This window comes from Sulfurimonas sp. NWX367, from assembly GCF_039667065.1.
GTDB lineage: Bacteria > Campylobacterota > Campylobacteria > Campylobacterales > Sulfurimonadaceae > Sulfurimonas > Sulfurimonas hydrogeniphila.
This window is the reverse complement of the sequence record NZ_JALCZM010000003.1, coordinates 320,071-332,544: the sequence shown is the minus strand read 5'-3', so window position 1 is coordinate 332,544 and position 12,474 is coordinate 320,071. Positions and strand designations below refer to the sequence as shown.

The following is a 12,474-nucleotide window of genomic DNA, read 5'->3' as shown; positions in this document are numbered from 1 at the left end:
TAAATTTTTACATGCTTTGTGCTATAATTGGGAAAAACAGCTTAAGGAGGACGATATGAATATTGCGCAGTATACATTCCAGTCACCTTATCCGAGTCCTGTTCAGATTGGAAGACTGGATCCGAGTTCACTCAAAGATTCCTCTTCATCACAAAGTGATACATCCTCATTACTCAAGGCGAGCAATGAAACTTTAAAAAAAGCACAGGTCTTGGAGACATCGTTGAAGAGTGAAGTAAAACCGAGTGTTTCTCAGTCAAAGTCGTTGGATATTTACGCGTAAGAGAGCTATAAAACAGTTTGCAGCTCTTTGCGCATCCATTCCCATTTTCCATATCCGCTGTCTGTATTGATATGCCCTGCATTGTTGAGTATTTTTATCTTTACATGTAAAGTTTTCTGCAATTCTTTTGCTTCATCCAGACTCATATAAGGGTCATTTGTAGAGGCAATAAGCAGGGTCTCTTTTGCAAACAGCTGAGCCGGTGCCGATACTGGAAAAAATTCCTCAAGTTCTTTTATCTTACATGTAAGACTCGGCGGTGCGACAAGGTACAATTTCTCTATTTCGGGTATTTTTTTTGTATTGCACAGATGAAACCATAAGGTATTTGCGAGCGAGTGGCAGATGACGATATCTGGTTTGAAATCTGCAAGAGCAGATTCAAGCTCCTGCATCCAGACAGCAAGTTTTGGCGTATCAAAATTTGAAAACTTTAAAAAATTGACACAGCCGTATTCTTTGGCAGTCTCTCCCGCAAGCCAGCTTTGCCAGTGCGGATAATCGCTTCCTCCCCAGCCATGCAGCAGCAATACTTTCTTGGCCATGACTATTCTACCAGTCTGGCAAAGTTTTTCAGTGTTAACAGACGCAGATTTTGTCCTTTCAAAGCTTTAAGTTCACTGGAAAAACCCTTTTTTGAGACAATGACAAATATATCTGCATGAATGCCTGCTTTTTTTGCAAGCTCCTGCAGGCGAGTAAGTTCACTCTTTTTGATTTTTGTATTTGTATATTTTGTACTGCCGACAACTGTCTTGCCTGATTCTGTTTTGGCAAAGATGTCAAACTCTGCTTCTTTATCCCAGTAGCCTGAAATCTCTTCAACAGGGTCCTCGTTTGCAAAAATATCTTTGAGAAGCTCATGGGAGAGCTGGGTAAAAATCAGATTGGCAAACTCCGCTTCTCTGTTTTGCCAGCGTTTTTTTACTTCGCTGTAGTCACCGTCACGAATGCCTTTAAAAAGCGGAGAGACGAATGCAAACCAAAAACGTAAAAATGGTGTTGTAAAGTAGAGTTTGTTATCAAGTTTTTCATCATTTTCCCAGGAGGTAAACTCTTTTTTGGGCTTTTGGACACGTATAATCCCTCTTGCTGCAAGCTCCTCTACTGCTTTGTCTCCGACTTCTTTTTCAAGTTTTGCCCGCTTGTAGCTTGCATGTGTTTTGCCGTCACCCATGGCAACGGCACTCAAAAGTGCATGATACAGCGGGGCTCCGCCCGTAATCTCACTGATATCATTGCGAATGTAGTGATAGTCTTTGAGTATGAGTTTCTCTATAAGCTCATAGGAAGGCTTTGATGTATCTATCTCGCCCCATCCTACACCGCCGAAGATTGCAAATTTTTCCAGCAAATCTTCAAAACTCTTGCCTGGATGCTCTTTGTAAAATATTTTGAATGCTTCTTTGAGTGTCTGTTTTTCTGAAATCACAGCGAATGCCTTTTTTTATAAAATTATACACTAAATAATCACTACACAGATACTACACATTTAAAATGTATAATTTTTTAATGTAATAATTGTAATATATTTTATGCTACAATTGTTCTAACTTAAAATATCAAAGGATAACAATATGAACAGGTTAAATCTTACAGCTTTACTTTTGGGCGCGGCTCTTTTTACAGGACTCGGTGCAGTTTCACTGAGTGCAGGCGATATGAAATGCGGTGCAGGAAAATGCGGATCTTCAATGGACAAGCCAATGAAAAAAGAGGGTGATTCCAAATGCGGTGCCGGTATGAAAAAAGCGGGCATGAAATGCGGTGCTGCCATGAAAGAGATGAAAGAAAAGAAAGAGATGCAGGAAAAGAAAAAAGGCGGTATGAAGTGCGGCAAAGGAAAGTGCGGCGCTAACTAGCGGGCATTTTATAACAGAGGCCTCCTCTGTTATATGAATATTATCGTATACGCTCTTGCATAAAAACACGCTCTCTTCCAAAAAACATTAAATTTTCCTGATTATACACACTTATTACACACAAAAGCAGTAAAATTTTTCATACAACTTAAGGAGTTTGTTATGAATTTGAAAAAGGTATATCTTGAGTTTTCACGTTTAGGGGAATATCTACAGCCGTTAAGTCTGCTTTTTGCAAGACTCTTGGTAGCATACGGTTTTTATGAACCGGCAATGATGAAATGGAATGATATGAAGTCTGTTGCAGAGTGGTTTGGCTCAATGGGTATTCCGTTTCCGACACTGAATGCCTACATGGCCGCCAGTACAGAAATAACAGGGGTTGTGTTGTTGACATTAGGATTTTTTACGAGACTCATTTCTATTCCTTTGATTATCATAATGATTGTGGCCATAGTCACTGTCCATCTGCATAACGGCTTTGCAGCAGGTGATAACGGTTTTGAAATCCCACTCTATTATATGGCATTTTTATTTCTTTTCTTATCTTTTGGTGCAGGAAAATTTTCATTGGACAGACTTGTTTTTGGAGAAAAAAATTAAACAATGGAAGCATTATTCAGGTTTACGCATGAAATAGGAGAAATCCAATTCCCAATATTGATGTTTCTATTTAAGGCAATAACTATTCTTTTTATTGTAACTTCTATAGTTTTATTTATTTATGACAGGTATATTCAACGGGAAAACCAGCTGCTGATTAACTATCCGTTAATCGGTCGTTTGCGGTATCTGTTTTATGCACTGCGTGACCCGATGCGTCAATATTTTGGTGATGAAAAATTTTATGAATCGTTTGACAAGGTCAAATGGGTATATGACTCGGCTGAACGAAAATCCGCCTATGCCTCTTTTTCTCCCGGACAACCGCAAAAAACTGCAAGACTGGGCATTAAAAATGCCAACTGTGTGCTTAATACAGAAGATGTGAGCGATGATTTTTCTGCAACTTTTGGAGAAGATTCTCCCAAGCCTTTTACAACAAGATCTGTTCTCGGGCGGAGTGCCATGAGTGACGGGGCTATCTCTCCTGAGGGAACACGTGCTTTTACCAAAGGGGCTTATCTTGGAAAATTTCCTATCAATACAGGAGAAGGCAGTCTGACTTCAAACTTTTTTTATACCCATAAATATACAAGAGAGTGTCAATTTTTTCAAATCCAAGAGGGAACTTTCTTTGCAAAAAATGTGTATAGAATTGTAAAATTTTTGATCAACCCGGCCACTGCACAAAAGGTATACAAACATATGGTTGTGACAACTCCTGCTCCTGACAGTTATCTTTTTGATAAAACGGAATTGGTCTTTTACCGGGTTAACTGGGATGCACCTATGAGTACTTTTCCTTCACAGGTGCCTGATGATATGCCTGATATTATTTTTCAGATGGGAAGCGGACTCTACGGTGTGCGGGACAAAGAAGGAAATTTCTGCGAGGAACGCTACCAAAAGACAATGCGTTTTTGTAAAATGACAGAGATTAAAATGGCACAGGGAGCAAAGCAGACCGGAGGGAAACTGCTTGCATCCAAGGTAAGCGAAGAGATCGCTTATTATCGCGGGGTAGAAGCACACAAAAATCTTTTCAGTCCAAATCAGTTTCCTTTTGCACACAGCATAGAAGAGCTTTTTGATTTTACGGGCAGGCTCAAAGCCTTGTCTGAAAAACCGGTAGGCATCAAGCTTGTGATTTCATCCCAGGAGAATTTTACAGAGTATGCAAATCTTATCCAACAGCGCCTTGCTGCCGGTTCAAATGCCTATCCTGATTTTATTACCATAGACGGCGGAGACGGAGGAAGCGGTGCTGCACCACTGGAGATGATGATGAGTGTCGGCATGAATATTGCAAAAGCGCTTTATATAGCAGATAGCGAATTAAGAAGAGTAGGCGCACGACAAAAAGTCAAACTCATTGCAAGCGAAAAAGTACTGACACCTGATGATGCTGTTGTCCTGTTCGGTTTGGGCGCGGACTATGTAGCCATAGCAAGAGCTTTTATGATGAGTGCCGGATGTATCCGAGCACGGGAGTGTTCAGGGGCACACGGTCGTGCCTGTCCTGTCGGTCTGGCAACACAGGACAAGAAAAAAAGAGCCTCCTTCTTGATAGAGAAAAAAGCAAGAAACATTGCATCATATCATGAACAGTTGCTTTTTGGAATACGAAACCTGCTCGCTGTGATGGGCTTACACCATATAAAACAACTTGAAAAAGAGAATCTTATTTTCAGAGACAACAGTGGAAAAACATACATGGATGTTGAACGTTATTTTGAAGAAATGCTGATAAACTAAAAAGGTTGTTACACAATTATTACACACTTTTTGAGTATAATAGTTGTAATAATTAAAAAGAAGGAGGCTATGATGTGTATTCCTCACAGTACCGCAGGTACAGTTACACAAACTTTTGTGAAAGAGAAAAAGCCTAAAAAACATATACAAAAACCTTCAAAAGAGATGCTTGAAAAAGGGGATCCTGATTTTGTGGATGAACGGACATCCTCTTATAAACCAAAAAAGAAAGGTTCTTTTTTTGATGACCTTTTCTCGTAGAAAATTTTTACAGGCAAGTTTTCTTTCCGGTGCCGTTTTTTTAATGGACGGATGCACCCTTTTTGGCGTGACAACACCCTTGCAAACTTTCACCCTTTTACACAAAGACCTGTTCCCTCAGGCACAGCATTTAGGGATACAAACTGCTCCGTACATGCAAAAAATATTTCATCACAGCCGCATAAGCGATGCGGATAAAACTTTCTTAAAAAACGGTGTGAAATGGCTGAATGAAGAAGCCATTCAAAGCTATAGACAAGAGTATACAAAGCTTTCGCCAATGCAAAGGCAAAGTATTCTTGAGAATATAACACAAACAGAGTGGGGAGAGAGTTTTGTTTATGATGTGATGAACTATATGTTTGAAGCAATGCTCGGTGACCCTGTATATGGCGGAAACAACAAAGAAGCCGGTTGGCAATGGTTCAATTTCAAAGGCGGACAACCCAGACCGCAAAAGGCTTACATGTAATGGCAGAGATATAATGGTTGATGTATGTATAATCGGCAGCGGAGCAGGCGGCTCACCAATCGCCTATGAACTTGCCAATGCCGGGTTCAGTGTTGTCGTTTTGGAAAAAGGCGAAAACTATACAGAGCGTGATTTTAACAAAGATGAAATAGCCGTCACACGACGTGATATGTTTACTCCGCCGCTGAGTGAACAAAAACATATTATAAATGAGTATAACGCAGACGGTAGTTTTACCCGTTATGACGGGGAAGCATCGGGCTGGAATTTTTGGAACGGCTCCATGGTGGGCGGTTCCTCAAACCTGATGAGCGGATATTTTCACAGACTCAAGCCAAATGATTTTAAACTCAAGAGTGTATACGGCGAGATCAAAGGGGCAAATATTGTTGACTGGGCGATCAGCTATGAAGATTTGGAGCCGTATTATGACAAGGTTGAAAAAGTTGTGGGTGTGAGCGGGAAAATTGTTCAACACAAACATCTTGAACCGCGCTCAAGTACAGATCTGCCTTACTCTGAGTTGCAGACAAACGGTGTAACAAAATGGTTTGATCTTGCATGTAAAGAGCTTCATTATACCCCGATACCCACACCGCGTGCCATCTTGTCCCAAAATGCACTTGGACGCAACGCCTGTTACTATTCCAATTTTTGCGGCAGTTACGGCTGTGCAAGCGGAGCAAAGGGAAGCGGTCGTGCTGCCTTACTGCAAAAATGCAAGGCAAAAATCATTACAGATGCTTTTGTGTACAAACTTCAAAGCAATGATAAAAAAGTGACACGGGCGTACTACTACACAAAACGCGGTATCAGACACTCTGTGCAGGCAAAAATTTTTGTTGTAGCGGCACAGGCGATCGAGACCTCAAGACTCTTGCTCAATTCTAAAAACGAGCATTTTCCAAATGGTTTGGCAAACTCCAGCGGCGAAGTCGGGAAAAATCTTATTTTTTCTGCAGGCGGCAGCGGCAGCGGACGCTTTGTCTTTGAAAAACTGACACCGCAGCAGCAAAAAGAGCTGATGGAAGTCGGTGTCTTTTTCAACCGTTCTTTGCAGGACTGGTATGATTTTGAAATGAATGCAAAGATGCAAAAAGGCGGAACGATTGACTTTTTGTTTGAGCATCAAAATATTATTTCCCGTGTGATGCGGGAAGTTTATGATGAAAACGGAAATCTCTTGTGGGGTGATGCCCTTGCCAAGAAAATTAAAAAACGCATAACACGCTCAAGAGTACTGACCTTTGAAGTCTTTAACGACTGGCTGCCTACGGATAAATGCTTTGTGAGTGTGGATGATACAGTCAGGGACAAATACGGTGTACCTGTCGGGGTTATAAATCTCTACGGACATCCGCATGACCTGGAAGTAGGAGAATATTTGGCACAAAAAGCAGTGAAAGTGTTGCAAAAGCTTGGGTGTGAGGAGATTGATTACTCCATCTCTTCTGCACCGCCTCCAAATCTTGTCGCGGGCGGATGCAGGTTTGGCGAAGATGTCAAAACATCGGTACTGGATAAAAACTGCAAAGCCCATGATTTGGCAAATCTCTATGTCTCAGATGCCTCTTTTATGCCGACAGGCGGGAGTGTTCCCTACACATGGACGATCTATGCAAACGCATTTCGTGTGGCGGATGTTATCAAAGAACAATTAAAGAAGGAAAAGTCATGATAGTCTCAATAGTATTTGCAGCAGGATGTTTTTGGGGTGTTGAAAAACATTTTGAACATATGCAGGGGGTTGTCAGTGCAGAGTCCGGTTATGCAGGCGGGAATTATCCCAATCCGACCTATGAGAAGGTACTGAAAAACTGTTACACCAAAGAGGGCAAAAAGATCATCAACTATACCGAATCGGTCAAAGTCGTTTATGACAATTCTAAAACAGATGCAAAAACACTGATAAAATCTTTTTGGGAACTGCATGACCCGACACAGGCAAACGGACAGGGCAATGACATCGGAAACAATTACAGAAGCGCCATTTTTTACACAATACCCAGACAGGAAAAAATTGCTCACGAGACAGAAAAGGTGTATCAAAAGCTTTTAAGACAAAAGGGCTTTGGTACAATACAGACAGAAATAAAACCGTTGAAGCATTTTTATACGGCAGAGGCCTACCATCAGGATTATCTGCAAAAACATCCCAACGGCTACTGTCCAAATCATGCGACAGGGGTGAAGTTTCAAAAAGAACAAGCAAAAGATGATTTTGTAACACCTTTGGGCGGCAAAGAGATTCTGGTCATCAAAAGTTCTAATTTTTGTCCTTATTGTGAAAAATTTGATGCAGAGGTGGCAAAAAACTATAAAGGGAAAGTGCCGATGCGGACAGTTCTGGCAAGTGATTTGAAGGGCTTTGCAATACAAACAAAACTTTATGCAACGCCTACTGTGCTTTTTATAGAAGATGGAAAAGAAATAGCCGGTCATGTCGGTTTTATGAATGAAAAAGAATTTTATAAAGCCCTGGGTGATTTTAAACTGGGTAAAAATTCCGAGAGTTACAAGGTGGCGTTTAATCAAGGCACGGATAACCGCTTTTGCAAACAGTATGATATATTTAAACATACGCCTGAGGGTGTATTTGTAGACAAACTCAGCGGTGAAGTGCTGTTTGACACACGTGACAGGTTTAATTCAGGAACCGGATGGCTCAGTTTTTACAAGGCGGTTGACGGTACGACAATACAAAAAGAGGACAACAGTTACGGTATGCAGAGGATTGAAATTATTGCAAAAAAAAGCGGTATACACTTGGGGCATGTTTTTCCTTTGCCCGATGGACGCAAACGGTTTTGTATCAATGCAAGTGTCCTTGAATTTATACCAAGAAAGTAGTTTGGCAGATTTTTAAGAAATATTGGCGTATAATCGTTACATGTAGATTACATGTAAAGGATTTGTGATGGCAACAGTGAGATCGTACGGTGCAACAAAAGAGGTGACAGGTTCGTGTCATGTCCTCAAAATTGATGGCGTGAAAATCATGATAGACTGCGGGATGTTTCAGGGCGAAGATGAAGAGAAAAACGAAGAGGCCTTTTACTTTGAACCCTCGAGTATAGATTATCTTTTGGTGACACATGCCCATCTTGATCATATCGGACGGATTCCCAAACTGGTCAAAGAGGGTTTTAAGGGAAAAATCTATGCAACTGCCGCCACAATGGATTTGGCAGAGATTATTTTGATGGACAGTGCGAAAATAATGAGTGAAGATTTTCAAACAAAGTACAGAAAAGCACTGCGCAAAGGAAGAGAAAAAAAACTTTCAAAACCACTCTACCAGCCTTTGGATGTGGAAAAAACATTTCAAAGTATAGAGTGGGTCAATCCTGAATATGACAAATATTATGATTTATGCGAAGGTGTGAGTTTTGTCTACCGTAATGCAGGGCATATCTTAGGTTCCGCTTTTATCGAACTCTCTTATATGGACAAGAGTGATTCGCATACTATTGTATTTTCAGGTGACATCGGAAATGATAACGGCCTTGTCATGCCAAATTTAAACAAATGTGACAAAACACAAAGTCTGTATGTTGAAACAACCTATGGAGACAGAGACCATCAGCCAATTGATGCAACAATCAAAGAGTTTAAAAAGGTTATTGTAAAAACGCTCAATAACCGTGGAAATGTGCTGATACCGTCATTTGCGGTGGAACGTACGCAGGAGTTGCTGTGTATTTTAAGAGAGATGCATGAGAGCGGAGAGTTGCCAAAATGTAAAGTGTTTTTGGATTCTCCCATGGCAACGCGGGCAACAGCCGTATATCGAAAATATGTGAATGAATTGACAAACAAATGTCAGGCAAATGTGCAAGAAGACGGAACCGTTTTTAATTTTGATTCGCTTGTCTATACAGAAACACCTGAAGCCTCAAAAAGCATAAATGATATAAGAAGCCGTGCTATCATCATTGCCGGAGCAGGAATGTGCAACGGCGGACGCATTACACACCATTTTAAACACAGAATCTGGGATAAACGCAATGCCGTGATTTTTGTAGGATTTCAGGCTGAGGGAACCTTGGGACGTGAAATCGTCGAGGGAGCAAAATGGATCAATGTTTTGGGAGAAGATATTGTTGTCAAGGCATCTATTCATACAATTAACGGTTTTTCTGCCCATGCGGACAGAGACGGAATCTTAGAGTGGATCTCAAGTATGCAAGATTTGAAAAAAGTCTTCTTGGTACATGGAGAACTCAAGAGTCAAAAAGCTTTTAAGAAAATGCTAAATAAAAAACTGCATCTGGATGCGCATATCGTTTCTTTTAAAGAGAAAATAGTTCTCGACTAAGAACTATTTCATGGAACCGCCGCATTTCCCTGCACCGCATTTCATTGTGGGTGCCGGCATGGCTGCACCGCATTTGCCTTCCCCGCATTTGAGTGTCATAATGTGTGTTTTGGGATCTCTTACACAATCATACATTTTTTTTGTACTTTTTGCATTTTTTACACAGTTTTGACGCGGATCATCCTGTCTCATCTGTGCTAAAATATTTTTCTTTTTTTTGACAAGTGCTGCACTGCCGTCAAACATATTTGCGCCGCATTTTCCGGAGCCGCATTTCATCCCCGGCGCCGAAGATTTGGCAACTTTTTTCTCATCGCTGCAGGCACTTATGAAGAGTACAAAAGTGCTGAGCGTCAGTAAAACAATTTTCATTATACCTCCTGATTACAGTTTTACATTTTTTAAACGCAGTGCGTTTGCAATAACAGAAACAGAGCTGAAACTCATAGCTGCTGCGGCAATAATAGGGGAGAGTACAATCCCAAAGAACGGATAGAGTACACCTGCCGCAATCGGGACGCCGGCGCTGTTGTACACAAAAGCAAAAAAGAGATTTTGTCTGATGTTTTGCATTGTGGCGCGAGAGAGCCGCAGTACTTTTACAATACCCAGCAGATCGCCTTTTATAAGAGTGACTCCCGCACTCTCAATAGCCACATCTGTACCTGTTCCCATGGCAATTCCGACATCTGCCTGTGCCAGTGCCGGAGCATCATTAATGCCGTCACCGGCCATAGCAACGCGTGCTCCATTACTTTGGAGCTCTTTTACAACATCTGCCTTGCCGTCTGGCAGGACATTGGCATATACTTTTGAAATGCCAAGTTTTTTGGCAACAGCATTGGCTGTAAATTCATTGTCTCCACTGAGCATGACAACTGTTATGCCCTCTTTTTCCAAGGTGTGTACAGCTTCAACAGAAGTCTCTTTTATAGGGTCTTCTATCGCAATAATTGCACAATATTTATCATCTATTGCCATAAAAATAATACCTTTTGCATCATTGCGCATGGCATCTGCTTTTGTCTGGACCTCCTCGATGGAGATACCCTGTTCCTGCAGAAGTTTTTCACTGCCCAGAATTATTTTTTTACCGTCAATTTTGGCAATGACTCCTTTGCCGGGCACCGCTTCAAAATTGTCTACATTGATAAGTGAAATATTTGACTCTTTTGCATAGTCTATAACAGACTGTGCAAGAGGATGCTCACTGGCACGCTCAAGTGAAGCAGCATATTTTATAAGCTCTTGCGTATCATAGCCGGGTGCAGTGAGAAAATCGGTCACTTTTGGTTTTCCAAGAGTCAGTGTTCCTGTTTTGTCTACTACGAGAGTGTCTATTTTTTCCATCGTTTCAAGTGTTTTTGCATCTTTAATCAGTATACCCGAGAGTGCCGCACGACCGGTTGCTACCATAATTGAGATCGGTGTAGCAAGGCCGAGGGCACACGGGCAGGCAATAATTAAAACAGAAACGGCAGCGACAACGGCATACGCCAGTTGCGGAGACGGTCCCCAGATATACCAGCCTGTAAAAGCAAGTACCGCTGAAATGACAACTGCAGGTACAAAATAACTTGACACTGTGTCGGCAAGCTGTTGGATCGGTGCACGGGAGCGCTGGGCCTGTGCTACCATCTGGACAATCTGTGCAAGCATCGTATCCGAGCCTACTTTTGTCGCCTGCATAACCAAGGTGCCGTTTTTATTGATGGTAGCCCCTATGAGTGTATCGCCTACTGTTTTTTGCACAAGAACAGGTTCTCCTGTAATCATAGACTCGTCAATATTGCTTTGTCCTTCGATAACAATGCCGTCAACAGGAATTTTTTCTCCCGGTTTTACTCTTAGTTTGTCACCTACATGTACAAGTTCGAGATTTACTTCCTCTTCATTTCCTTCTTCATCTATAATTCTATGCGCTTTTTTTGGCGCAAGATTCAGAAGTGTTTTGATGGCTGTGTTTGTTTTGCTTCTTGCCCGCAGTTCCAGCACCTGTCCTAAAAGAACAAGGGTGGTAATGACGGCTGCTGCTTCAAAGTAAACAGGGACAACACCTTCTTTTGTGTGCATTAAAGGCGGAAAAATTTCAGGAAAGAAAAGAGCCACGATACTGTAAAGATAGGCGGCTCCCACACCCATGGAAATGAGTGTAAACATATTGAGGTTCCATGTTTTTACCGACTGGTAGCCTTTGACATAAAAAGGCCAGCCACCCCAAAGTACAACAGGCGTTGCCAGAACAAATTCAATCCACTGTACTAATTGCGCACTCAGCCAGGAGGGAATATACTGCGGAGTAATGTCATGAACCATTGCCAGGGCAAACAAAGGAATTGACAAAACGGTGCTTATCAAAAAGCGGCGGCTCATATCGTCAAGTTCTTCGTTTTTCTCTTCGGCCTGTACGGTGACAGGTTCAAGATGCATACCGCATATAGGGCAGTTTCCCGGTTCATCACGGATGATTTCGGGATGCATGGGACAGGTGTACTGTGTCTTAATCGTCGGCAGTGCCTCAACCTCTTTTTCAAGGGTCATGCCGCATTTTGGACAGTTTCCGGGATGGTCCTGGTGAATCTCCGGATGCATAGGACAGGTATAAAATACATTGCCTATTTCACAGGAATCATCAATACAGTATATATTTTCTTCTTCTGTGTTTTCTTCTGTTTTCTTTTCACTCATAATACACCTCCAAATCAGTGTTTCAGCAGTTCTTTTTTTCGTTTGTACTCTTCTTCGTCTATTTCGCCGTTTGCATACTTTCTGTCTAAAATATCTCGTGCCGATTCTCTGTCAGTGTTGTTATTGTTGTTGATAAAATAAAAAAGCGCAAAAATTAAAAGCAACGGTATAATCCATCCTAAACCCATTGTAAACCCCCATCCTGTCATTGCATGATCAAACATACTGTTTC

14 protein-coding genes are annotated in these 12,474 nt (G+C 41.5%); 9 read left to right on the top strand and 5 right to left on the bottom strand.

The annotated features are described in order from the left end of the window. Window positions 1–55 precede the first annotated feature (55 nt). The gene (locus tag MNY28_RS10405) at window positions 56–283 is read left to right on the top strand and encodes a hypothetical protein (RefSeq protein ID WP_346389801.1); all 228 of its coding nucleotides are present in this window, start codon (window positions 56–58) and stop codon (window positions 281–283) included. A gap of 5 nt (window positions 284–288) precedes the next feature. On the opposite strand, the gene MNY28_RS10400 is transcribed toward MNY28_RS10405, so the two are convergent. Together MNY28_RS10400 and MNY28_RS10395 are read right to left on the bottom strand one after the other, a co-directional pair. Further along, entirely contained in the window at window positions 289–828 is a 540-nt protein-coding gene (locus MNY28_RS10400; protein ID WP_346389800.1) for an alpha/beta hydrolase, read from the bottom strand. Between the two features lie 2 nt (window positions 829–830). Next, window positions 831–1,715, bottom strand: coding sequence for a DUF234 domain-containing protein (locus tag MNY28_RS10395; protein ID WP_346389799.1), 885 nt, complete (start codon window positions 1,713–1,715; stop codon window positions 831–833). A 145-nt stretch (window positions 1,716–1,860) separates the two neighbouring features. On the opposite strand from MNY28_RS10395, the gene MNY28_RS10390 reads away from it, so the two are divergent. The 8 genes from MNY28_RS10390 to MNY28_RS10355 all read left to right on the top strand — a co-directional run bounded on the left by MNY28_RS10390 (window position 1,861) and on the right by MNY28_RS10355 (window position 9,554). Then, window positions 1,861–2,145: a hypothetical protein gene (locus MNY28_RS10390; RefSeq protein ID WP_151899331.1), complete on the top strand. Its 285-nt coding sequence runs from the start codon at window positions 1,861–1,863 to the stop codon at window positions 2,143–2,145. A gap of 162 nt (window positions 2,146–2,307) precedes the next feature. Beyond that, window positions 2,308–2,748, top strand: coding sequence for a DoxX family protein (locus MNY28_RS10385; protein WP_151899332.1), 441 nt, complete (start codon window positions 2,308–2,310; stop codon window positions 2,746–2,748). A gap of 60 nt (window positions 2,749–2,808) precedes the next feature. After that, the gene (locus MNY28_RS10380; RefSeq protein ID WP_346389798.1) at window positions 2,809–4,503 is read left to right on the top strand and encodes an FMN-binding glutamate synthase family protein; all 1,695 of its coding nucleotides are present in this window, start codon (window positions 2,809–2,811) and stop codon (window positions 4,501–4,503) included. Between the two features lie 69 nt (window positions 4,504–4,572). Beyond that, entirely contained in the window at window positions 4,573–4,764 is a 192-nt protein-coding gene (locus MNY28_RS10375) for a hypothetical protein (RefSeq protein WP_230973282.1), read from the top strand. Beyond that, a complete protein-coding gene (locus tag MNY28_RS10370; RefSeq protein ID WP_346389797.1) occupies window positions 4,748–5,236 on the top strand; it encodes a gluconate 2-dehydrogenase subunit 3 family protein in 489 nt (162 codons plus the stop codon). Before MNY28_RS10375 ends, MNY28_RS10370 begins: the two co-directional genes overlap by 17 nt. Window positions 5,237–5,249: 13 nt before the next feature. Next, entirely contained in the window at window positions 5,250–6,914 is a 1,665-nt protein-coding gene (locus MNY28_RS10365) for a GMC family oxidoreductase (RefSeq protein WP_346389832.1), read from the top strand. After that, on the top strand, window positions 6,911–8,086 hold the full coding sequence (msrA, locus tag MNY28_RS10360) for a peptide-methionine (S)-S-oxide reductase MsrA (RefSeq protein WP_346389796.1): 1,176 nt from the start codon (window positions 6,911–6,913) through the stop codon (window positions 8,084–8,086). The genes MNY28_RS10365 and msrA overlap by 4 nt, the downstream gene beginning before the upstream one ends. Before the next feature lie 67 nt (window positions 8,087–8,153). Further along, the gene (locus MNY28_RS10355) at window positions 8,154–9,554 is read left to right on the top strand and encodes an MBL fold metallo-hydrolase (RefSeq protein ID WP_346389795.1); all 1,401 of its coding nucleotides are present in this window, start codon (window positions 8,154–8,156) and stop codon (window positions 9,552–9,554) included. 3 nt (window positions 9,555–9,557) lie between these two features. Here the strand turns inward: MNY28_RS10355 and MNY28_RS10350 are convergent, their stop codons facing one another. Genes MNY28_RS10350 through MNY28_RS10340 form a run of 3 tightly spaced genes read right to left on the bottom strand, consistent with a single transcriptional unit; the run spans window position 9,558 to window position 12,466 of the window. Further along, complete coding sequence (locus MNY28_RS10350; protein WP_151899337.1) at window positions 9,558–9,926, bottom strand: hypothetical protein; 369 nt, start codon at window positions 9,924–9,926, stop codon at window positions 9,558–9,560. A gap of 12 nt (window positions 9,927–9,938) precedes the next feature. Continuing rightward, a complete protein-coding gene (locus MNY28_RS10345; protein WP_346389794.1) occupies window positions 9,939–12,242 on the bottom strand; it encodes a copper-translocating P-type ATPase in 2,304 nt (767 codons plus the stop codon). Between the two features lie 14 nt (window positions 12,243–12,256). Next, window positions 12,257–12,466: an SHOCT domain-containing protein gene (locus MNY28_RS10340; protein ID WP_151899338.1), complete on the bottom strand. Its 210-nt coding sequence runs from the start codon at window positions 12,464–12,466 to the stop codon at window positions 12,257–12,259. Window positions 12,467–12,474: the final 8 nt, after the last annotated feature.